Annotated in this window: 22 protein-coding genes; 15 read left to right on the top strand and 7 right to left on the bottom strand. The window is 41.4% G+C overall.

Features of this window, described 5'->3' with window-relative positions; all coding sequences use genetic code 11:
* Positions 1-164: 164 nt before the first annotated feature.
* A complete protein-coding gene (locus tag GD002_RS08350; protein ID WP_153731895.1) occupies positions 165-350 on the bottom strand; it encodes a YhzD family protein in 186 nt (61 codons plus the stop codon).
* 191 nt (positions 351-541) lie between these two features.
* Between GD002_RS08350 and GD002_RS08345 the strand changes: the two genes are divergently transcribed.
* The 8 genes from GD002_RS08345 to yhaM all read left to right on the top strand — a co-directional run bounded on the left by GD002_RS08345 (position 542) and on the right by yhaM (position 8,709).
* The gene (locus GD002_RS08345; RefSeq protein WP_153731894.1) at positions 542-739 is read left to right on the top strand and encodes a helix-turn-helix transcriptional regulator; all 198 of its coding nucleotides are present in this window, start codon (positions 542-544) and stop codon (positions 737-739) included.
* 2 nt (positions 740-741) lie between these two features.
* Complete coding sequence (locus tag GD002_RS08340) at positions 742-1,053, top strand: hypothetical protein (RefSeq protein WP_153731893.1); 312 nt, start codon at positions 742-744, stop codon at positions 1,051-1,053.
* 18 nt (positions 1,054-1,071) lie between these two features.
* On the top strand, positions 1,072-1,374 hold the full coding sequence (locus GD002_RS08335; RefSeq protein ID WP_153731892.1) for a DUF3796 domain-containing protein: 303 nt from the start codon (positions 1,072-1,074) through the stop codon (positions 1,372-1,374).
* Between the two features lie 61 nt (positions 1,375-1,435).
* On the top strand, positions 1,436-2,335 hold the full coding sequence (locus GD002_RS08330) for an ABC transporter ATP-binding protein (protein WP_153731891.1): 900 nt from the start codon (positions 1,436-1,438) through the stop codon (positions 2,333-2,335).
* Positions 2,328-3,587, top strand: a complete 1,260-nt coding sequence (locus GD002_RS08325) for an ABC transporter permease (protein WP_153731890.1) — start codon at positions 2,328-2,330, stop codon at positions 3,585-3,587. Before GD002_RS08330 ends, GD002_RS08325 begins: the two co-directional genes overlap by 8 nt.
* A gap of 109 nt (positions 3,588-3,696) precedes the next feature.
* Entirely contained in the window at positions 3,697-4,908 is a 1,212-nt protein-coding gene (locus GD002_RS08320) for a metallophosphoesterase family protein (protein ID WP_153731889.1), read from the top strand.
* A 4-nt stretch (positions 4,909-4,912) separates the two neighbouring features.
* Entirely contained in the window at positions 4,913-7,771 is a 2,859-nt protein-coding gene (locus tag GD002_RS08315; RefSeq protein WP_153731888.1) for an ATP-binding protein, read from the top strand.
* The gene (yhaM, locus tag GD002_RS08310) at positions 7,771-8,709 is read left to right on the top strand and encodes a 3'-5' exoribonuclease YhaM (RefSeq protein WP_153731887.1); all 939 of its coding nucleotides are present in this window, start codon (positions 7,771-7,773) and stop codon (positions 8,707-8,709) included. The genes GD002_RS08315 and yhaM overlap by 1 nt, the downstream gene beginning before the upstream one ends.
* Before the next feature lie 62 nt (positions 8,710-8,771).
* On the opposite strand, the gene GD002_RS08305 is transcribed toward yhaM, so the two are convergent.
* On the bottom strand, positions 8,772-9,716 hold the full coding sequence (locus tag GD002_RS08305; protein WP_153731886.1) for a peptidylprolyl isomerase: 945 nt from the start codon (positions 9,714-9,716) through the stop codon (positions 8,772-8,774).
* Positions 9,717-9,955: 239 nt separating this feature from the next.
* On the opposite strand from GD002_RS08305, the gene GD002_RS08300 reads away from it, so the two are divergent.
* Positions 9,956-10,057 carry a YjcZ family sporulation protein gene (locus GD002_RS08300; RefSeq protein WP_153731885.1) on the top strand — a complete coding sequence of 34 codons (102 nt, stop codon included), beginning with the start codon at positions 9,956-9,958 and terminating at the stop codon, positions 10,055-10,057.
* 43 nt (positions 10,058-10,100) lie between these two features.
* On the opposite strand, the gene GD002_RS08295 is transcribed toward GD002_RS08300, so the two are convergent.
* The 4 genes from GD002_RS08295 to GD002_RS08280 form a co-directional block, all read right to left on the bottom strand.
* Entirely contained in the window at positions 10,101-10,286 is a 186-nt protein-coding gene (locus tag GD002_RS08295; RefSeq protein WP_153731884.1) for a hypothetical protein, read from the bottom strand.
* Between the two features lie 85 nt (positions 10,287-10,371).
* Complete coding sequence (locus GD002_RS08290) at positions 10,372-10,935, bottom strand: HTH-type transcriptional regulator Hpr (protein WP_153731883.1); 564 nt, start codon at positions 10,933-10,935, stop codon at positions 10,372-10,374.
* Positions 10,936-11,206: 271 nt separating this feature from the next.
* On the bottom strand, positions 11,207-11,563 hold the full coding sequence (locus GD002_RS08285) for a YtxH domain-containing protein (RefSeq protein ID WP_153731882.1): 357 nt from the start codon (positions 11,561-11,563) through the stop codon (positions 11,207-11,209).
* A gap of 128 nt (positions 11,564-11,691) precedes the next feature.
* Positions 11,692-12,117, bottom strand: coding sequence for an HIT family protein (locus tag GD002_RS08280; protein WP_153731910.1), 426 nt, complete (start codon positions 12,115-12,117; stop codon positions 11,692-11,694).
* Positions 12,118-12,341: 224 nt separating this feature from the next.
* Between GD002_RS08280 and GD002_RS08275 the strand changes: the two genes are divergently transcribed.
* The 6 genes from GD002_RS08275 to GD002_RS08250 all read left to right on the top strand — a co-directional run bounded on the left by GD002_RS08275 (position 12,342) and on the right by GD002_RS08250 (position 21,140).
* Positions 12,342-13,088, top strand: coding sequence for an ABC transporter ATP-binding protein (locus tag GD002_RS08275; protein WP_153731881.1), 747 nt, complete (start codon positions 12,342-12,344; stop codon positions 13,086-13,088).
* Positions 13,072-14,283, top strand: a complete 1,212-nt coding sequence (locus tag GD002_RS08270) for an ABC transporter permease (RefSeq protein WP_153731880.1) — start codon at positions 13,072-13,074, stop codon at positions 14,281-14,283. Before GD002_RS08275 ends, GD002_RS08270 begins: the two co-directional genes overlap by 17 nt.
* 230 nt (positions 14,284-14,513) lie before the next feature.
* A complete protein-coding gene (locus GD002_RS08265) occupies positions 14,514-14,771 on the top strand; it encodes an IDEAL domain-containing protein (protein ID WP_153731879.1) in 258 nt (85 codons plus the stop codon).
* Between the two features lie 230 nt (positions 14,772-15,001).
* Positions 15,002-16,984, top strand: coding sequence for an excinuclease ABC subunit UvrB (gene uvrB, locus GD002_RS08260; RefSeq protein WP_153731878.1), 1,983 nt, complete (start codon positions 15,002-15,004; stop codon positions 16,982-16,984).
* A 7-nt stretch (positions 16,985-16,991) separates the two neighbouring features.
* Positions 16,992-19,856, top strand: a complete 2,865-nt coding sequence (gene uvrA / locus GD002_RS08255) for an excinuclease ABC subunit UvrA (RefSeq protein WP_153731877.1) — start codon at positions 16,992-16,994, stop codon at positions 19,854-19,856.
* Positions 19,857-19,940: 84 nt separating this feature from the next.
* On the top strand, positions 19,941-21,140 hold the full coding sequence (locus tag GD002_RS08250; protein ID WP_194841520.1) for a DUF4097 family beta strand repeat-containing protein: 1,200 nt from the start codon (positions 19,941-19,943) through the stop codon (positions 21,138-21,140).
* A gap of 59 nt (positions 21,141-21,199) precedes the next feature.
* Here the strand turns inward: GD002_RS08250 and GD002_RS08245 are convergent, their stop codons facing one another.
* Positions 21,200-21,751, bottom strand: coding sequence for an N-acetylmuramoyl-L-alanine amidase family protein (locus GD002_RS08245; RefSeq protein ID WP_153731875.1), 552 nt, complete (start codon positions 21,749-21,751; stop codon positions 21,200-21,202).
* Positions 21,752-21,814: the final 63 nt, after the last annotated feature.

Below are 21,814 nucleotides of genomic sequence, written 5' to 3'. Positions count from 1 at the left end.
TTGCGAGTAAAAGCGAAGCGTTAGGAGCACATCTTTGCCATACATCCTCGGACTGCAAGCTAATATTTTTATCCTTTTTACTCTAATGTTAATTCAACTTGATCACTTTATTGTTTGTCTACAAGCTGAGACTGTTTCCCAATTTTGAGGAAACAGTCTTTTTGTTATACATGAAATAATAATAGTTTACCAAGTGGCGATGCCAAGCGGTGTGTACGTTCTAACAAATCTTTTTCAGTGAGCAGTTGGTGTCCTTTTTCCTTTGCAGCATCATCAGTTTCTGCTGTGAATGATTCTTCTGTAATCAACGAGCCGTCTTTCTCATATGCAGTAAGTTTATATGTTTTCATCAATATCTCCTCCATCATCTTTTATTCAGTATACTACGAAAAAAACAAAATGAATAGTCATTCATTATTTAATTTAGAAAACTTTGCAAATTTGTTAGTAAAGTTTGTTTGACATTATCTTTGGTGTAAAGTAAACTTTACGTAAAGTTTATTTTACATTTGAAGTGAAAGATTAGTAAAGGGTGATAGCAGTGAATAATCGAATAAAAGAAAGAAGGGTCGAAATGGGATGGACTCAAGATGGGCTTGCAGAGAGATTGGACGTTTCTAGGCAAACCATTATTTCTTTAGAAAAAGGAAAATATAATCCATCCTTGTTGCTAGCGTTTAAAATTGCTACATTGTTTGCTTGTCGAATAGAAGAAATTTTTATGTATGAGGAGGAATAAATATGTACGAAGGGTTTACTATTTGGTCCTTTCTGTTGGGGATGCCGCTTGGTTTGGCGATTGCAGGAATTATTTGGTACATCAATTGGAAAGTAGGAAAAAAACAACGTCGCTTTGATGAAAGATATAAAAATATACATCGCCAAGCACGTTCGTATTCTTGGGTTGCTACAACGATTGCTATTTTGATAGGGTGGATGGCCGTTATGCTGATGGAAGGGCCAGGGATCGCCTTCTTTATTTTTACCGCCATTTGGGTCATTCACATGACGTCTTACATTGTTGGCGCAACTATAGCAAACAATCAACATTGATTTGAAGGAGGAATTAGTATGTTGCCATCTTTATCGGGTCTCTCAGGTTTTTTTGTTGGATTTGGGACGGTGTTAGTGATTGCGTTGTACCTACGTAGAAAAGGAAAAAAAGAACGCCGCTTTGATGAACGATATGAAAAAATACATGCTAAAGCAAGAACGATTTCATGGGGGATCACAGTAATCGTATTGGCGTTAATGTGGCTTGGTGCATTGTTATATGAAGGAACAGAGCTAGCTTTTGTTTTACTGGCAACAGTTTATGCAATCATGTTGCTATCTTATGGAATTGCAAGTCTAGTACTAGAAAAGAGAGAGTAATGAATCAATTTACTAACTGAAACGTAGATCTAGATAGTGAGAAAGAAAGGAGACTGTAAGGATGGCATTACAGGTAGAGCAGGTAACGAAACGATTTGGTGAATTTACTGCTGTAGACCAATTATCGTTAACAGTAGAAGAAGGGACGATGTACGGGTTTCTAGGGGCAAATGGTGCGGGCAAGACGACCACTTTCCGAATGATTCTTGGATTGCTGAACCCAACAGAAGGATCAATTACTTGGGATGGTCGAACGATATCGTACGCGACAAGCCCCCAAATCGGCTATTTGCCGGAAGAACGAGGTTTATATCCGAAGATGAAGGTGCAAGAGCAATTGATGTTTCTAGGTCAGTTGCGTGGAATGACTAAATTTGATGCGAAAAACGCAGCCCTTCAATGGTTGGAACGTTTTGAAGTCCCGCATTATTCGAATAAAAAGGTAGAAGAATTATCGAAAGGGAATCAGCAGAAAATCCAAGTGATCGCCTCATTGATGCATGACCCGAAGTTGTTGATTCTGGATGAACCATTTTCTGGGCTAGACCCGGTAAATGTAGAAATGCTGAAAAAAGCGATCGTGGACTTCCGGAACAATGGGGCGACTATTTTATTTTCCAGTCATCGAATGGACCATGTGGAGGAGCTATGTGAGCAACTAAGTATTATCCATCATGGGCAACAGCTTGTCAGTGGGAATTTACGTGATGTAAAACGTTCATTTGGTAAACAGAATGTGAGAATACGTTCAGACTTTTCATTAGAAGGATTAGATTCAGTAGAAGGCGTCACCACGTCACATCACTCATTGGAAGGAGCGGTATTCCAGGTGACGGATGAAAACGTAGCGCATAAACTATTGGAGGCAGCATTACAAAAAGGACCGATTCGTCATTTTGAAATAGAAGAACCTTCTTTGCAAGATATCTTCATTGCGAAAGTGGGGGAAGAGCATGCGTGAATTTTGGATTATTTTCAAACAGAGTTTTGTGACCAAGGCGAAAACAAAATCGTTCTTCATTACGACGCTCATTATGGTAGCAGGAATTTTTCTCTTTGCAAATTTACCCAGTCTCTTTAATGTAGCTGATAAATTTATAGGGAATGATGAGGAAAAAGCGATACCTGTACTAGATCAAAGTGGTGTGTTGCTGAAACGTTTACAAGGGCAACTACAGCGCAGTGAAGAATCGATCACTGTAGAACTTGCAGAAGAATCTAAAAAACAGTTGCAACAGCAAGTGAAGGATGAAGAGATTGAATCATTCATTGAGTTGGATTTGGACGCTTCTCAAACCATTCAAGCGAGCTATACGACAGGAAGCTTGGTGGATTCCTACTTGCCTTCTACTTTGCACGACGCTCTGCAGGCTATCCAGACAGAGCTAAAGGCGGAAGAATTATCACTGTCTGGTGAACAAGTAGCGACTTTATTTGCCCCCATCCAGTTTGAAAAGCAAAATATTTCACCCTCCGCTAAATCGGAGGATGAGTTGAATCAAGCACGTGTATTGGTCTATGTGCTGATGTTCGTTATTTATTTTGCTGTCATCATCTACTCATCAATGATTGCAACGGAAGTGGCGACGGAGAAGTCTTCGCGTGTAATGGAAATCTTAATTTCGAGTGTATCACCAGTGAAGCACATGTTTGCAAAGGTGATCGGGATTGGCTCTTTAGGAATTGTGCAGATTCTCATCTATGGAGTCGCAGGATTCATTGCCTATCAAATATCTTCAATGGGAGAAGAAAACGATTTGTCTGCTTTTTTTAGTTTGAAAGATTTACAGATCAGTACGTTAGTCTATGCGATTATCTTCTTCTTGTTAGGCTACTTTTTATATGCAACGCTTGCAGCATTGCTCGGCTCGCTTGTCAGCCGAACAGAAGACGTTCAGCAAATGATCATGCCGATGTCATTGCTCGTGGTGGCAGCGTTTATTATTGCGGCATCAGGTCTTGGTAATCCAGAGCTTGGCTATTTGAAGATTGCTTCCTTCATACCGTTCTTTGCACCTCTCGTCATGTTTTTGCGTGTAGGCATGTTGGATTTACCGTTATGGGAGCCTTTACTGTCGATTGCTATCATGATTGTGACCATTATTGTACTTGGCTGGTTTGGAGCGAAAGTATATCGTGGCGGTGTATTGATGTACGGTCCGTCACGTTCATTGAAAGACTTGAAGAAAGCGATTCAATTAGGAAAAGAATAGAACAGACAAAGCCAGGCATCTTAATTGGATGCCGGGCTTTTATGCGCTATCCAGCAGATGAATAATTATGGTAAAATAGAGAACGAGTATTCGAGGGAGAGGTGTACATATGGAGACAATTCGTTTTTTACATATAGCTGATTTGCATTTAGATAGTCCATTTAAAGGGATGGCATCGGCAGGACCAGATGAATTGGCCAGATTGCAGCAATCGACCTTCGTGGCTTTTGAACGATTCGTGACGTATGCGGTAAAAGAACGGCCGGATTTCGTCGTCATGGTTGGTGATCTGTATGATGGAGAAGATCGCAGTTTACGTGCACAAATCCGTTTTCAGCAAGGAATGCAGCAATTAGAAAAGGCAGAAATTCCTGTATTTCTGTCATACGGTAATCACGATCATTTGGCTGGCAATTGGACGAGAGTTTCTTTACCTGGTAATGTGCACGTGTTTTCGGAAGAAGTGGAACAAAAGCAATTGATAGTGAGAGGCGAGATGGTTTCTCTGTATGGCTTCAGCTATCCTCAGCGCCATGTGCGTGAGTCGATGATAGCAGATTATCCGGTAGCAGGCCAAGACGGCTATCATATCGGTTTGTTGCATGGCAGTGTGGCAGGAGATTCCGCTCACGCAGTATACGCGCCATTTACAGTGAGAGAACTGCAAGATAAAAATTATCACTACTGGGCGCTAGGTCATATACATAAGCGTCAGCAGTTAGCGGAAGAGCCTCTGATTGTTTATCCCGGAAACATACAAGGACGACATCGTAATGAGCAAGGTGTAAAAGGATTTTATGACGTATCATTATCCGGTGAAGATGCGTCTTTAAAATTTGTCCGAACTTCTAACATTGTGTTCACCACTTTGACTGTTTCCTGTGAAGGTGTGGAATATGCAGATGATTGGGTTACGGTATGCCAGGAAGCAATCGATACACTAGCAACCGAAATGGGAAGTATGGTCGTTGAATTAGTGATGGAACATACAGAAGGATTAACTGCCGATTTACTACATGTGTCATCTGAATCAGAATGGATTGATATATTGAGAGAACAATATTCTGGTTTGGATCCATTTGTGTGGATTGCGTCAATTGAATGGCCAGGAACGTCAAATATGGAGTTGTCGAAAACATTGTTGGAACCGGTGGAATATACGTTGGAATGTTGGGATCAGAATGACTGGGACGATCTTGTGAAAGAAGTTTATAGCCATCGCGCTGGACGTTATTTAGAACGCTTGACCCCGAGTGAAACAGAACAATTGAAAGTGAAGGCTGCCGCTTTACTGGCGAATGAACTGCTGAAGGAGGGATGATCAATTGAACATCCGAAAGATCGTCTTGTATGGGTTTGGTCAGCATGAAAATATAGAAATTGAATTACACGAGGGTATGAATCTTCTTTATGGACCGAATGAAGCAGGCAAAACAACTATTCAGCAAGCAATTCTACATATTTTATTTGGATTTCCACAAAAGAATCAGCAAGAGCTCCGTTATGAACCGAAAACAGGTGTGAAATATGGTGGTTGTCTCCATATAGAAGATGAAGAATTTGGAGATTGGATGATCGAACGTATACGGGGAAGGTCATCGGGAGATGTGAGCATTCGCTTTGATGATGGACGCTCGGCAGGGGAAGAAGAGTTGAACCGATTGCTGAGAGGATATGATCGTCGTGCATTTGAAGCGATTTTTTCTTTCTCGCTGTTTCAGTTGCAAGGGCTCGAGAAGATGGATGAAGATGAACTGAGTCGCACATTGCTAGCGTCTGGAACTACGGGCCTCGATGTATTGTGGAAAGTGGAAAAAAGAATGGAAAAAGAGGCAGCTAGCTTATTTAAAAAAACGGGAAGAATACCTCTTATGAATCAAAAACTGGCAGAGATAAAGGAACTTGAACAAGCAATGCAACAAGAACAGCAAAAGCTTGCGACATTCGATTCACTATCAGAACAACAGCGCCAATTGGACGAGCAAGTACAGGCACTGCGAAGGGAAGAACAGAAGTTACATGATCAAGCTGAAAAACAGATGATTGCCATGCAGGTTGTACCGCTGCAACAACAGCAACGACAATTAATGGAGCAGCTTGCACAATTTTCGAATGACAATTTCCCTGTAGATGGAATCCGACGCTATGAAGAGTTGGCTAGTAAACTGGCTGAACTAGAAATTAAAAAAACACGTTTAGTAAATGAACAGCAACAATGGAAAGCTGAAATAGTTGAATTGCGACCAGACAGCGAACGACAGCAGTTGGAACGCTGGGTAGCTCAGGAAGCAGAATGGCATCGGTTACGTACAGATATACTCTCGGCAGAACAGGAAATCAAACTGCTTGATACGAAAAAGGTGCAACTCAAACATCGCCTTGGACTCACAGATGAACAGATGGTAGCAGTGGAGAAAATGGATATCTCCATACAAAGAGAACGTCAGCTAGAACCGCTATTGCTTGAGCACTCTGATGCTGAACAGCAACTGCATGCGCTGAGTCGGCTGATTGCAGAAGTGGAAAACGATCGTCAGGAAGCAGAGAGGCGAAAAGAGGAACTTGATCGGCAGGAGGTTACAGAGCAGGAGCTAACGAAACTGCAACAATGGCCACAGTTGAAACGTAGAGTTGCAGAGGCTAAAGCCATCGTATCTGTTTCTGACAAGCAACAATTATCTAACCGCCTGATCCCACTGTTATTCATCGTCATCGGTCTTGCTATCGGTGCATATAGTATGTTGCAACAGCAGTGGTTGTTTGTGCTTATTGGCTTCCTCAGTTTGGCTACTGGAATTTGGATTTGGAAACAGCAGCCTCATTCATTGGAAGAACAGCGGGCGTTCATTCGAGAAAATGAATCAGTAGCTAGCGAACTTGATAGTTTGGCTGAGCGATATGAAAAACTGCAAAGGGATCGGCAACAGTTATTCGAGGAAATTGGGAGACTTGACCGTAAACTTCAGAAGCTTGCGGCTGAGATGGAACAAGTGCACAGTCAAAAGAAGCAAGCCGTTAATGCATTGCAGAAATTTGTGCAAGAAGATCCAATCGATATGACATTCAATGTAAAAGAGAGTTTCCGTCTACTGCGTGAATTACAAGACGTGACAGCAGAGCAACAAATATGGCAGCAACGTTTGCAGTTAGGGAGACAGCAACTGCAAGAACGATTGGAGGCTGTGGAAGCCATACTCGGGCCGGTAACCGAAGACGTGGTACATGACCAATTGCGAAGAGAACTGATGACTCAAAAAGAACTGCATGCTACAGCTCGTAGTAGGGAGCAGACGCTAGAAGCGCTCGATAATCAGTTGCAGGAAACGGAGTTGTTACTGAATTCTGTGAAAAATGAAATCCAAGAGTTATTCGAGCAAACGGGAGTGTCGGAGAAAGAACAGTTTTATATTGCTTATCAAAATGACCAAGATGCCCAACTGGTAAAAAGGCAGTTGACGGAAGTTAACTCGCAACTCTCCCTATATACAAAAGAACCATTAACAACTGACTGGACCTTGCCAGAACTTGAACGTAGCCGAAAGAAAATAGCAGATCGTCTGCAAGTTCTTCGTAAAGAAGTAACTGAACGGGTAGACGAGCAAGTGCGAGTGACTCATGAGCTATCGCAACTTAAAACAAGTAAGACATACAGTGAACTTCAGCAATTATTTGAAGTTCGAAAAGCTGAACTTGAAGAACTCGCGAAGCAATGGATGGCCCGAAAAGCAGTGTCAGTAGCAATCCGTCAGACGATGAGTGAGTGGAGAGAGCATCAATTGCCTGCTGTTCTGGACAAGGCGAATGAATGGTTTAACCGCTTAACTGGGAATCGTTACCGTACATTAGGTCTAACATCGGAAGGGTATTTTCAGGCAGTAACCCGCGATGGTCAACAATTTACGATAAATGAACTAAGTCAGGCAACAAAAGAGCAGGCTTACCTTTCATTACGCCTAGCACTTGCTTCCGCTCTCTTGGACCGTGCGCCGTTTCCAATTATCATGGATGATCCAATTGTTCACTTTGATAATGAAAGACTTTCGCGTATGATAGAAATAATTAAAGAGTTACAGCCATCTCATCAATTTTTATATTTTACTTGCCATGCAGAAATGGAAACGAAATGGTCAAGTAAATTACATAAAGTCGAGATTGGTACTAGAGTAAAAGGAGAGATCCAGTAATGAAAAAACTAATGGAACACGAAGTTGGAGAGCCTGTTGATCTATATTTGTTGATTAAACAAGCGACTAAAGGCGTTACACAACAGGGCAGTCCTTTCATGACATTGATTCTTCAAGATAAAAGCGGTGATCTCGAAGCGAAATTGTGGGATACGGGCGAGGAACAAGCACGTATGTATCAAGCTGCCACTATCGTAAAAGTAGGCGGAGAAGTACATGAATATCGTGGTAAAAATCAATTGCGTATTAAAGCGATCCGTCCGATTAAGGAAGATGAAGGAGTTACGATTGCAGATTTGGTTCCATCCGCCGAAAAAAGTAAAGAAGTGTTATTTGAAGAATTAATGCAATATTTCTTTGAAATGAAAAATCCACATATTCAGCGGATTACTCGCCACTTATTGAAAAAGCACCAGCAAGATTTTATGTTGTATCCTGCTGCTACGAGAAACCATCATGACTATGTAACAGGTTTGCTAGACCATGTAGTATCGATGCTCAAGCTTGGAAAGGCTATCGCCGAGTTGTATCCAACCTTGAATAAAGACTTACTGTATGCGGGTATTATTTTGCATGACGTAGGGAAAGTCATTGAACTATCCGGTCCAGTCGGCACACAGTACACGATTGAAGGGAATCTTCTCGGACATATCACGATCATGGTGAATGAAATTTCCAAGGCTGCAGAGGAACTCGAGTTAGAAGGCGAGGAAATCATGCTACTTCAACATATGGTGTTGTCACATCATGGGAAGGAAGAGTGGGGTAGCCCGAAACGACCAATGCTGAAGGAAGCAGAAATTCTTCATTATATAGATAATATTGATGCAAAAATGAACATGCTGAACCGCGTCATGTCTAAGACGACACCCGGTGAGTTTTCAGAGCGTGTATTTCCATTGGACAATCGCTCGTTTTATAAACCAACATTTGAGTGAACAAGAAGTAACAATTAGTAATGAAGTTAAAAAAATCTCCCACAGCCGTGGGAGATTTTTTCTTATTTACTTTCTTCTTTTTCTGTTTCTTTATCGTCTTGCTCTACTTCTACGTCAGGAGTTTCGTCAGCAGCTGGCTGATCCTCCATTTTGAACAAGTCGAGAGCAGATTTTAGATCTTTGTCTTTAATCTTAACATCTGCTTCTTTCACCAACTTGGCTACTTTTGACAATAATTCATTTTCATCAGATTTTTCCATTAAGAGTTCTTGACGCATTTCATCTTTCTCTTCATCTGTGATCTTTTTGTCTTCTTTTTGACGCTTCTCTTTTACTTCAATAATGTGGAAACCGTGATCAGATTGAACAGGTTCACTAATTGTTCCTGGCTCTAAATCATAAGCTGCGCTCCAGAATTCAGGAACCATTACGCCATAACCAAACCAGTCCAGATCGCCGCCTTTATCTTTAGAACCTGGGTCTGTGGAGTATTCTTTCGCAACTTTCGCAAAATCTTCTCCTTTATCCAGTTTCTCTTTCACTTCTTTTGCTGTTTCTTCATCAGCAACTAGAATGTGACGAGCGTTAATTTCTGATTGAGTTTCTTCAATACGTTTATTCAACTCTTCATCTGTTACTTTAACTCCGTCAGTTAGTGCTGCTTCTTGCAACATGTTCAGACGAATCATTTTCTTAAAGCTTTCAGGTGTCTGTCCTTGTTGTGCCAAGAAAGCTTCAAAGTTTTCGCCAAGTTGTTCTTTGTTCTTGTCAAACTCTGCGTCCACTTTTTTCTCGTCTACCTTATACTTATCTTCAAGAACTTTTTCGAGGACAATCATCTGAAGGGCTTGTTCACCAACAGAATCTTTCATCTCTTTATAGAATTCCTCTTTCGTCACATCTCCTGCTTTGGATGTCATGACGACTTCGTTATCTCCACCGCCAGAGCAAGCAGAAAGAGCTGCGACAGATGCCGCTAGTGTAAAGGCTAAAATTTTCTTTTTCATTAAATAACTCCCCTAATCTGATATCGTTACAAGTTAACACTATATCATAAAACGTTTGAAAATCAAAAAGGTTCCCACTTCATCAATAACGCCTCGGTATAATGGAGGACTACACGATGCAGAGAATTTTGCCTTTGTTCATCTATTCCGCAAGAGTGTAACTCTTACGGAAGAAAGTGAAGTGCCCAACCGCTTTTTTCTTTCTACGCATAAGATACAGTGTGAAAGGGGGTGCCTTCATGAGCGGTTATAGTTCTGGCGGAGCAGGTGCATCTGGCTTTGCTTTAATAGTTGTTTTGTTCATCTTGTTGATTATTGTTGGTGCAGCTTACTTGTGCTAAAAAAAAGCCCTACCCCTTAATGGGGTGGGTTTACATATCTTGTTTAAACATTAAAGAAAACTTCCACGTATAAAGACAAAATGAGGATCGTGATAAGAATATTCACAGTCCGATAGATTTTCGGCTGCTTCTCATCTGGAATCTCTCTAGATTGACAAAGAGCAAATGTCATTTTATTAATTTGATATAAGTAAAACAATGAAAATAGAATGGTGATGGTGAGAACCATTTTAGACCTCCTCTTTAATGCGTCTGTACTATCATAGCAGAATATGAGAGCAAAAGGAAAAAACCGAATTACTTGTTGACTATTCTTATGTTTCTACTTCTGCCTTTTGCAGATAATCTTCCTGATCTTCATAGGTCTTCTCAATATTCTGGAATCCTCGCTCGAAAATATCCATGAAGTCATCACCGTAAATATTGCGTAGCACAGACATTACTTCGAGAAATTCAGGGAATTTTCCGTAGAGTTCTCTAATAGGTAGGGAGCCCTGAAGTATTCCGTATTCTTCATTATGGTAGTTCGCGTTCATTTCAATCAGTAGTTTTTTGCCTTCATCTGTCACAGTCACATATGTATTGCGTCGGTCGTCATTTTTTTTGGAAAAGTAAAGTAGTTCCCGCTGTTCTAGTTTTTTTGAAAAGTTAAAAGCCGTAGATACATGCATGACGCCGAATTTAGCTATATCGGAAATAGTGGCGCCTTCTAGGTGGAAGGCAATCCATAAAATATGGTGTTCATTAATATTCAGATCATAAGGTTTGATCCATTGTTGCCAATCTTTCTCAACAGCTTTCCATAATGCTTTGGACATTTGGGCAACGCGTTGATTAAAGATCATAGCTTCTTTCCGTGAAATACTTTGCTCTGCCATCGGGGCACCCGCTTTCTGTCAGTCTTTTTATTTATTATACCAAAAAAGCAACAAATAAAAAAGACGGAATAATAAAAAAACTAAGACTAGGTGTAAGTGCTTGCAGAATACGATCGCAAGTCTGGGTATATTCTGCAGCATTCTCTTACACGTTAATCTAGCCAGTGTGGAACTGAAACAGAGGCGGACGATTCTGTCTACCAGTAAAAATCGGATGTATGTACACTAACACATATCTAATTATATGCTTCTTGAGCGTACAATAACCGTATTATCGATTACTAAGAGATTTTTCAAGATCATCCAGAGCAGTTTGAATTGCAGAAATTTCTTTTTCTAACCGCTTTTTATTGTGCTCTGTAGATCGCTGCCAATCTGCTACAGAATCTTTCATTTCTTCCACAGTCTCGGGAACTAGTTCTTTGGCTTCTTTTGTTAAATTTGTGACAGAGTCTTTTAGATCCGCCACTTTGACTTTGACATCTTTTAACTTATCTTTCATTTCAAGTGAAGCAGATTTAACGCTTGACCGCAATTCACTGCCAGGTTTGGGCGTAGAGTAAAGCACTGTGATGGCAGAAGTGACAGCACCAGCCGCCAAACCAATAAAGAATGTAGACGCTTTCATGTGTAAAGCACTCCTTTTTGATGATAGTCATTTTATTAAAGCATGCCAACCCACTAATGGGCAAGATAAAATCTCATAATTATTATGCAAACAAAAGCTTTTCGAAGAGAAAAGCTTTTGAGGACATTTTATGATTCTAGTTTTTGTTTAATATTTTGAGCCAATTCAGAAACGACTTCCATTGGGAATTGTTCCACTTTTGGATTCCATTCCATCTGATAACCATCTGATTTATCGTAACGAGGAATAAAGTGCATATGGAAATGAAAAACGGATTGACCCGCAAAAGATCCATTGTTTTGTAAGAGATTTAACCCTACAGGCTGGAATTCTTCCTTTAATGCATTGGCAATTTTAGGAGCTGCTTTAAATAAATGAGAAGCCTCTTCTTCAGTCAGTTCATACAAGTTTTCTCTGTGCGTTTTTGGTATAAGAAGTACATGGCCTTTTGTGACAGGCATAATATCCATAAATGCAACGACATGCTCGTCCTCGTAAATTTTTTCGCCAGGGATCGTGCCTTCAACAATTTTGCAGAAAATACATGAGGTCATTTCTACACTTCCTTTCATGTTTGGATGTATTGTAGCATATTTTCTGATAGTTAACGAAGTCAAATTAATTACGCCTTGGCGTAATTGCGTCCGGATTTTGAATTGTGCTTGCACAAGTAACTCATTCAAAATTCGTAACATCCACCGGAGATCTTATCTGAATCCAGATAAGGCAATTTTAGAAGTTCTTTGTTAAAATGAAGGAGAAGATTGGAGGAAAGATGATGGCAATTCTAGAACTCGAACATGTAACAGGCGGTTATACGCGCAAGCCGGTTTTGCACGATCTCTCATTCAAAATTGAAGAAGGGGAACTGGTAGGACTAATCGGACTGAATGGCGCAGGCAAAAGTACTACAATCAAACATATTATTGGCGTGATGAATCCTCTGCAAGGCACGATTACAATTGACGGTGCAACATTTAGTGATAAAGCACATTATCGACAGTCATTCAGCTATATACCTGAAACTCCTGTACTTTATGAAGAGCTGACTTTGCAGGAACATTTGGAGTTGACTGCGATGGCATATGGTTTGGACAAGCAGCAATTTGAAATACGGACAGAACAGTTATTGAAGGAATTCAGAATGGAAAAACGACTAAAGTGGTTCCCCGCACACTTTTCAAAAGGGATGCGACAAAAAGTCATGATTATGTGCGCATTTTTAGTAGAACCTAAATTGTATATCATTGATGAACCATTTGTCGGTTTAGATCCACTAGCAATTCGTGCACTGTTAGATCAGATCATTGAGCGCAAGAAGGCCGGTGCGTCTATCTTGATGTCCACACACGTTCTAGCAACGGCAGAGAAATATTGTGATCGTATTATCTTGCTTCATGAAGGTCGTATCCGTGCAAATGGTACAATGGATGACTTGCGTAAAGCTTTCGGTCGCCCCAATGCAACATTGGATGATCTTTATATTGCAATGACTGAGGAAACTGATCATGAACAGCATGCGTGATATTTGGGGACAACGATTTTTCCATTACATGAATGAATTGCAAAAGTATATGCGTTATGTATTTACAGGACATTTGGCTATTGTATTCATGTTCGCCATCGGGGCAGGCGGCTATGCTTACAGCGAGTGGCTGAAGGAAGTGCCGGTTAGTTTCCCTTCTGCTCTTATCGTGTCCATCGTCATCGCATTACTTCTGATGAATTCTGGTCCTACGACTTTGTTGAAGCCTGCGGACATAGTGTATTTCTTGCCTTTAGAGCATCAATTGGAAAGTTACATGAAACGAGCAATTTCCTGGACAACTTTTTCACAACTTCCGTTACCAATTATTACGGTTGTTATAGCGTTACCTCTATTGAAAGCGACAGAAATTGGAACGGGCATTGATTATCTATTGATCGTACTGTTAATCATCGCCCTAAAATCACTATACGTAGGTACGGAATACTGCGTACGAGTGGTCAGTCAGGAATTTGTCTGGCCAGATCGATTGATTCGGTTCGTACTAGCATTTTTAGCGATCCAGTTTGGTTTGATTTGGAGTCCAATTGCTATTTTGTTAGGGATTATAGTAGCTATTATGTATGCGAAATGGTGGGAAAAACAAGCAAGTCAAAAGCCTTTCCCGTATGAACAATTTATCGAGTTGGAACAGAACCGGATGATGCGTTTTTATCGATTTGCCAATTACTTTACAGAAGTGCCTCATCTGGTCGGGTCTGTCAGCAAACGAAATTGGCTGAAGTTTGCAATGAAACAACCTACATTTAACCGACGAGATGTACAAGCGTTTCTTGTAAGGAGGACATTTATCCGGACGGATGATACATTCTGGCTGTGGCTCAGACTGACGGTAATATCCGCCCTTGGTGCATTGCTCATCCCTTTGCCGATCGTATCTTTTATCTTCGTGGGTGCACTAGCATTCGCAACAGCAGTCCAGCTGATCTTAGCATTAGAAGGTGGTTTCGAGTTCACCATGGATCAGCTATTCCCTGAAGAAGAGGAAAAATCCCAAAGCAAAGCCGTCCGCGCCTTAGTTAGACGACTCATCTTGCTGCAAGCATTTATTTTGTTACTAGCAGCACTGCCATTGTACGGAGTAAGCCTCACACCCGTACTGATTGCTCTAGTTGCCATCATTGTAGGTGAGGCTACGATTCGATTAACTAAGGAACAAGAAGTGGAGCTATGAGATGTACATCTTAAATGGGCGAATAACCTTTTTGAGTGGGCAACAGCAATCAATCTTAGTCGATTTGTTATAAATCACTTCCATAGAACTGAAATATCTGAATATATGTACCTAGTAGACATCTGACTGACTATATAGAAATCATTCAAAAGTTCGAATAGTTAGTATTGTAGTTGCAAAAAGGGTTTCATTGCATATATAATTACTAAAAGGTATCAGGGGTGAGAGAGATGAACAATAACAACTCATATGCTGAATTTTTAAAAGCCGTAGGGAACAACAGCACTTCTCTCCAGGCGGAAAAGTTGCTGAATGAAATTTATTGGGATCTATTTTTACAACATATTCACTGGGAACAAACGAAAGCCCGTATTATGAACCTTATCGATGACGCATTAGATCGCCATGACGAAGAAGCATTCCAGACATATACTCAACAACTATCAGAGTTCACTCAAGAACAAGGATATAAATACGAACCAAAATAACCGTGAAAACACTATGCAGATCTATTCTGTATAGTGTTTTTCTTTTTGTAAATACATGGATTAGTGGTGCCAAGTAATTCTATTACGCTGAACGTTTCTATAGGTTCGTATAGGGTAACATATGAGATATACATACTTATTTTAAAACGTACGTTCGTTAATTCTTTGGAAAAGAGAGTGGCTGTGGTAAAATAGAAGGACTAGGTGTTTGAGAAGAGGAGTGGAACCATGTGAATGAAACATTTCAATTGCAAGCCCCATATACCCCACAAGGAGATCAGCCTACAGCGATCGCGAGCCTTGTAGGTGGATTAAAAGAAGGTAAAAAACATCAAACGTTGTTAGGAGCAACAGGGACAGGAAAAACGTTCACCGTTTCCAACGTCTTAACAGAAATTAATAAACCAACACTGGTCATTGCTCATAATAAAACATTGGCCGGCCAATTATATAGTGAATTCAAAGAGTTCTTTCCAGATAATGCGGTCGAGTATTTCGTTAGTTTCTATGACTTTTATCAGCCGGAAGCGTATGTACCACAAACGGATACGTATATTGAAAAAGATTCATCTATCAATGATGAGATCGATAAACTTCGTCACTCTGCGACTAGTTCCTTATTTGAACGGAACGACGTATTGATTGTCGCGTCCGTATCGTGTATTTATGGTCTCGGTTCACCTGAAGAATATAATGAAATGGTCGTATCATTGCGGACAGGTATGGAAATACCGCGCAATGACTTGTTACGTAAACTTGTCGATATTCAATATGAGCGTAATGACATCAACTTTACTCGCGGTACTTTCCGTGTAAGAGGTGATGTGGTGGAAGTTTTCCCAGTATCTAGAGATGAACGTTGTATCCGTCTTGAATTTTTTGGAGATGAAATCGAACGCATACGTGAAGTGGATGCATTAACAGGTGAAGTGCTCGGCGATCGAGAGCACGTAGCAGTTTTTCCAGCGTCTCACTTCGTCACACGCGAAGAAAAATTATTGAAAGCAATTGCCAATATAGAAATCGAGTTGGAAGAGCAACTTAAGTATTTACGTGATAACGATAAATTACTGGAAGCGCAACGTCTAGAGCAACGGACCCGCTATGATCTGGAAATGATGCGAGAAATGGGCTTCTGTTCGGGTATCGAAAACTACTCCAGACATTTGACGTTACGGGAAGCAGGAGCTACACCGTATACGCTACTTGATTACTTTCCGGATGATTTTTTAATTGTGGTCGATGAAAGTCATGTCTCTCTTCCACAGATCCGAGGTATGTATAATGGTGACCAAGCTCGTAAGAAGGTATTAGTAGAACACGGTTTCCGTCTGCCATCTGCACTGGATAACCGACCGTTAATGTTCGAGGAATTTGAGCAGCATATCAATCAGGCGATGTATATTTCCGCAACGCCAGGTCCCTATGAGATTGAGCATACGGATGAAATGGTCGAGCAGATTATACGTCCGACGGGTCTGTTAGATCCGACCATCGAAGTGCGCCCGATTGAAGGGCAGATTGATGATTTATTAGATGAAATTCAGTTGCGCATCGATCGTAATGAACGTGTACTGATTACGACGCTAACGAAGAAGATGTCAGAAGATCTGACGGATTATTTGAAGGATATCGGAATTAAAGTACAGTATCTTCATTCTGAAGTGAAGACGCTGGAACGAACGGAAATTATTAGGGAACTGCGCCTGGGTACGTACGATGTTCTGATCGGTATCAACTTATTACGCGAAGGGATCGATATACCGGAAGTATCATTGGTAGCGATTTTGGATGCGGATAAAGAAGGGTTTCTACGTTCCGAACGATCCTTAATACAGACGATTGGGCGAGCCGCGCGTAATTCTGAAGGCCGCGTGATCATGTACGCAGATAAAATGACGGACTCCATGCAAAAGGCGATTAGTGAAACAGAACGACGCCGAGAAATTCAACAAGCGTACAATGAAAAACATGGGATTACGCCACAAACGATCAAAAAACCAATTCGAGAAGTGATCCGTGCGACTCAAGTGGCGGAAGAAACAGAATCTTATTTACAACGAATGACGGAAGGCAAGAAGCTATCAAAAGATGAGAGAAGCTTGCTGCTCGTTAAATTGGAAAAAGAGATGAAGGAAGCAGCCAAAGCTCTGGACTTTGAGAGAGCTGCCGAGTTGCGAGACAGTATTATAGAACTGAAGGCAGAAAGGTAGAATCCGGATGAAAAATAAAGAACTTGTAATCCAAGGAGCAAGAGCACATAACCTGAAAGACATTACCGTCAAGATTCCACGTGACCAATTAGTAGTCATCACGGGCTTATCAGGTTCTGGAAAGTCCTCACTTGCTTTCGATACGATCTATGCAGAAGGGCAGCGGCGTTATGTGGAATCATTGTCTAGCTACGCTCGGCAATTTCTCGGGCAAATGGACAAGCCAGATGTAGATTCTATTGAAGGGTTATCGCCTGCCATATCGATCGATCAGAAGACGACTAGCCGAAATCCGCGTTCTACAGTCGGTACGGTTACGGAGATTTATGACTATTTGCGTTTGCTCTATGCAAGAGTAGGAAAGCCAGTTTGTCCGTTGCACGGCACGGAAATTTCTACACAGACAGTCGAACAAATGGTGGATCGAGTCATAGAATTGCCTGAACGAACACGAATTCAAATCCTCGCTCCGATTATTTCGGAGCGGAAAGGCACCCACGCAAAATTGATTGAGGATATTAAGAAACAAGGGTATGTACGTGTTCGGGTTAACGGTGAGACGATTGATTTAGACGACAATATTGAGTTAAATAAAAATAAAAAGCATACGATTGAGATTGTCATCGACCGGATTGTGATGAAAGAAGGCGTGGAGACGCGTCTTAGTGACTCGCTTGAATCTGCCTTGCGCCTAGCGGACGGAAATGTCATTGTTGACGTGATCGGAGAAGAAGAGCTGTTTTTCAGTGAGCATCATGCCTGTCCGATTTGTGGATTTTCCATTGGAGAACTAGAGCCACGCATGTTTTCATTCAACAGCCCATTTGGTGCTTGTCCTGAATGTGATGGTTTGGGGATGAAATTGGAAGTAGATCCTGACCTAGTCATCCCAAATAAAGATTTGACGCTGAAAGAACATGCAATAGCGCCATGGGAACCGACTAGCTCTCAGTACTATCCAGAGTTGCTGAAGACGGTGGCAAAGCATCATGGGATCGACATGAGTGTTCCAGTTAGTGAATTAGCAGATACAGATGTTGAAAAGCTGTTAAAAGGTTCTACAAAAGAAAAAATCCATTTCCGTTACACCAATGAATTCGGTAGTACACGCGACAGCAATATATATTTTGAAGGGGTTCTACGCAATATCGAGCGTCGGTATCATGAAACATCCTCTGATTATATTCGCGAACAGATGGGGAAGTATATGACAGAACGACCATGCCCTGCTTGTCTCGGCTATCGTTTAAAGCCTGAATCGTTGGCGGTGTTAATTGACGGACAGCATATCGGCTTGATTACGGAACGTTCAATTGTGGATACAGTGAAATTCTTCAAACAACTACAGCTATCTGAGAAAGATGCACAAATTGCAGATATGATTTTACGGGAGATTCAAGAACGCTTAGGCTTTTTGATCAATGTAGGTCTAGATTATTTGAATTTGTCACGCTCGGCAGGCACATTATCCGGTGGAGAAGCACAGCGGATACGATTGGCTACACAAATCGGTTCTCGTCTGACAGGTGTTCTTTATATTTTAGATGAGCCATCAATCGGCTTGCATCAGCGAGATAATGATCGACTCATTACTACGTTACAAAGTATGCGAGATATTGGCAATACATTAATTGTAGTAGAACATGACGAAGACACGATGATGGCAGCCGATTATTTAATCGATATCGGGCCTGGCGCGGGTGTAGCAGGTGGAGAAATTGTGGCAGCTGGCACTCCAGCTAAAGTGATGAAAAACAAAAAGTCTTTGACTGGAAAATATTTGAGTGGAGAGTTGTTTATCCCCTTACCTGTAGCACGAAGACCTCGTGACGAGCGGAGTATAGTGATTACAGGAGCAGCGGAAAACAATCTGAAACATTTAGATGTAGAATTTCCATTAGGACAATTTATCGCTGTGACAGGTGTTTCTGGTTCGGGGAAAAGTACGCTAGTCAATGAAATCTTACACAAAGCATTAGCGCAAAAATTGAATCGCTCGAAACAAAAACCAGGTACGTTTGATGAGATCAACGGACTAGAGCATTTGGAAAAGGTCATTGATATCGATCAGTCACCGATTGGACGTACACCGCGTTCCAACCCTGCGACGTATACAGGGGTATTCGATGACATACGGGACGTCTTTGCCATGACCAATGAAGCGAAAGTGCGTGGCTATAAAAAAGGTCGATTTAGTTTCAATGTCAAGGGTGGACGTTGTGAGGCGTGCCGTGGAGATGGGATTATAAAAATTGAGATGCATTTCTTGCCGGATGTCTACGTCCCCTGTGAAGTGTGCCATGGAAAACGTTATAACCGGGAGACGTTGGAAGTGACATACAAAGGGAAGAACATAGCGGATGTGTTGGCGATGACAGTAGAGGATGCGGTAATCTTTTTCGAGAATATCCCGAAAATCCATCGCAAACTGCAGACGATTGTAGATGTGGGACTAGGCTATGTTCAGCTTGGACAGCCTGCTACCACGTTATCTGGCGGTGAAGCACAACGAGTTAAATTGGCCTCTGAACTGCACAAACGTTCCAATGGGAAGTCGTTTTATATTTTGGATGAGCCGACAACGGGTCTCCATGTCCATGATATCGCGAAATTATTGGAAGTACTTCAACGTCTCGTGGATGGCGGCAATACGGTACTCGTTATCGAACACAATTTGGATGTCATCAAAACAGTGGATTATATTATTGATATTGGACCAGAAGGTGGAGATAAAGGTGGGCAGATCGTTGCAACCGGAACGCCAGAGGAAGTAGCAGAAGTGAAGGAATCATATACAGGAAAGTATTTGCGTTCAATTTTGGAGCGAGATCGAGACCGCATGAAACAGCTGATACAGAAAACCGGAAAATAATAGCCAGATGAAACTTTTAGATTGCACAGCCGTATAAATAGATAGGAACCGAATAGGATGTTCAAAATGAGGAGGAATTTAGAGATGCAAAATGAACGCAGACGAATACTTACGTTGCTAGAAGAAGGTAAAATCACAGCGGACGAAGCGTTGAAATTATTGGAAGCACTTGGAAAGCAATCGGATTCTTCAGTTCAAGACGAAAAGACGTCCACTGTACAACATCCCTATACTGAAAAGGAACGGCCTGCATTTGAAGATCAACCAAAGAAGGAAAAGTCTGTGGAATCGACTGATCCACATCATACAACAGACGAATCTTCAGCTGATGACTTTTTTGAAGATATACGCAAAGAATTCATGAGTGTCGGAGACCGTTTTATGCAATTTATGGATACTGCTGTGCAGCGCGTGAAGACGTTCGATTTTGAGGCACCTTTCGGCAAGTCGGTAGCTTTTACTCATTCGGAGAAAAAGAGCGTAGATGATGTAGAGGAACTCATTCTTCACATTGATCATGGGAAAGTAGAAGTTCACTCGACTGACGAAAAGGAAATTACTGCAAAATTCTCTGTTAAGTATTTCAATCAAGATTCAGAGTCGGAAGCACGTAGCCAGTTTCTCGACAAACTGTTATTTGTAAAAGATGGCAACAAACTTCGAATCGGTAGCGATATGAAAATGGTGCAGGTAAATGTGGATTTATATGTACCGAATTATCAGCCCTACCATAAACTGTCCGTGCGATTAGTGAATGGTGGCTGTTCAGTGGAGAATGTAGATTTTAACGAGCTACGCGTGAAAACAGCGAATGGTAAAATCGAATGTGCGCATATCAAGTTCGACGAAGCTGAATTAGAAACTGCAAATGGCATGGTCCGTTTATTGAAGGTGCGTGGCAATAAACTTGAAGCAGAAACGTTGAATGGTCGTGTGTATGTAGATGGCGAATTGCTGGACATCGATGCGAAGTCATTAAACGGCAATGTCAGCTTGACCACTACCTCTGCCAATGCAAAACGCCTAGATGCCAAGTCCATTAGTGGAGCTGTCGAGCTGTATTTCCCTTCATCTATCGGATTGAATGGCGAAATCACTTCCAATATGGGGAAATTGGACTTGCAACTAAAAGACGTATCACGTGTGGAAGAGCAAGAACAATTCCTACATCGTACAATTCGTTTTAGTAAATCCGGCGATGACGATACGAAGGCGCCTTTACAAATTACAGGTGAGTCTAAAACAGGCTCTGTCTTGGTACACTATAACTCCATTGAGCTATAAGTCGCCGTGAATTTAAATGCACCTGCTCAACCACTATATTGTGGAGGAGCAGGTGCATTTTATTTGTTATAAATCCAACATAGTATGCCGAAAGTTAACGCTCTTGCACATTGCAGTTGATACGCTTTACTCTGCAGCAAAGTCGCCTCAGTTCGATGCGACATAAAGCCGCATTCTGCAAGGATGGCTGGCATATGGGTGTCACGTAATACGGCGAAATCCGCTTTTTTCACTCCTCGATCAGTTCGTTGACAGGCAGTGATGAGAGCTTTTTGAACATAATTTGCAAGAACTGATGCACTTTTACTTGCTTGCGGATAGATGTAGGTCTCAATCCCTTGTGCCTTACTCCAACCATTGCCATGTGCATTGGCATGAATTGATACATAAGCGTCTGCGCGTAATCGATTTGCTATAGCAGTTCGTTCATGTAAAGGGACATCCCGAGATGACTCGTGTGCATATCGAATCGTCACTCCTTCTCTTATCAGACGTTCGCCAACAAGTGAAGCAACTACCGAATTAAATTGAAATTCACGTAGCTTCCCGTCAGGTGTTCGTTTTCCGGGCGTATTAGGTCCGTGCCCCGCGTCAAGAATGATGGTTGTCAAATCTCTCCACTCTCCTTTATTCTCTATATAGACGCTATTTTAGAATAGGAGACAGCAAAGATG

Source organism: Sporosarcina obsidiansis, assembly GCF_009651005.1.
Taxonomy (GTDB): domain Bacteria; phylum Bacillota; class Bacilli; order Bacillales_A; family Planococcaceae; genus Sporosarcina; species Sporosarcina obsidiansis.
This window is presented reverse-complemented; position numbering and strand designations above follow the sequence as displayed.

Excerpts from the sequence above, each read along its gene's own strand:
- GD002_RS08350 (WP_153731895.1), bottom strand. The coding sequence starts at position 350 with ATGAAAACATATAAACTTACTGCATATGAGAAAGACGGCTCGTTGATT.
- GD002_RS08340 (WP_153731893.1), top strand. The coding sequence starts at position 742 with ATGTACGAAGGGTTTACTATTTGGTCCTTTCTGTTGGGGATGCCGCTT.
- GD002_RS08335 (WP_153731892.1), top strand. The coding sequence starts at position 1,072 with ATGTTGCCATCTTTATCGGGTCTCTCAGGTTTTTTTGTTGGATTTGGG.
- GD002_RS08330 (WP_153731891.1), top strand. The coding sequence starts at position 1,436 with ATGGCATTACAGGTAGAGCAGGTAACGAAACGATTTGGTGAATTTACT.
- GD002_RS08325 (WP_153731890.1), top strand. The coding sequence starts at position 2,328 with ATGCGTGAATTTTGGATTATTTTCAAACAGAGTTTTGTGACCAAGGCG.
- GD002_RS08320 (WP_153731889.1), top strand. The coding sequence starts at position 3,697 with ATGGAGACAATTCGTTTTTTACATATAGCTGATTTGCATTTAGATAGT.
- yhaM (WP_153731887.1), top strand. The coding sequence starts at position 7,771 with ATGAAAAAACTAATGGAACACGAAGTTGGAGAGCCTGTTGATCTATAT.
- GD002_RS08305 (WP_153731886.1), bottom strand. The coding sequence starts at position 9,716 with ATGAAAAAGAAAATTTTAGCCTTTACACTAGCGGCATCTGTCGCAGCT.
- GD002_RS08300 (WP_153731885.1), top strand. The coding sequence starts at position 9,956 with ATGAGCGGTTATAGTTCTGGCGGAGCAGGTGCATCTGGCTTTGCTTTA.
- GD002_RS08295 (WP_153731884.1), bottom strand. The coding sequence starts at position 10,286 with ATGGTTCTCACCATCACCATTCTATTTTCATTGTTTTACTTATATCAA.
- GD002_RS08290 (WP_153731883.1), bottom strand. The coding sequence starts at position 10,935 with ATGGCAGAGCAAAGTATTTCACGGAAAGAAGCTATGATCTTTAATCAA.
- GD002_RS08285 (WP_153731882.1), bottom strand. The coding sequence starts at position 11,563 with ATGAAAGCGTCTACATTCTTTATTGGTTTGGCGGCTGGTGCTGTCACT.
- GD002_RS08280 (WP_153731910.1), bottom strand. The coding sequence starts at position 12,117 with ATGACCTCATGTATTTTCTGCAAAATTGTTGAAGGCACGATCCCTGGC.
- GD002_RS08275 (WP_153731881.1), top strand. The coding sequence starts at position 12,342 with ATGGCAATTCTAGAACTCGAACATGTAACAGGCGGTTATACGCGCAAG.
- GD002_RS08270 (WP_153731880.1), top strand. The coding sequence starts at position 13,072 with ATGAACAGCATGCGTGATATTTGGGGACAACGATTTTTCCATTACATG.
- GD002_RS08265 (WP_153731879.1), top strand. The coding sequence starts at position 14,514 with ATGAACAATAACAACTCATATGCTGAATTTTTAAAAGCCGTAGGGAAC.
- uvrA (WP_153731877.1), top strand. The coding sequence starts at position 16,992 with ATGAAAAATAAAGAACTTGTAATCCAAGGAGCAAGAGCACATAACCTG.
- GD002_RS08250 (WP_194841520.1), top strand. The coding sequence starts at position 19,941 with ATGCAAAATGAACGCAGACGAATACTTACGTTGCTAGAAGAAGGTAAA.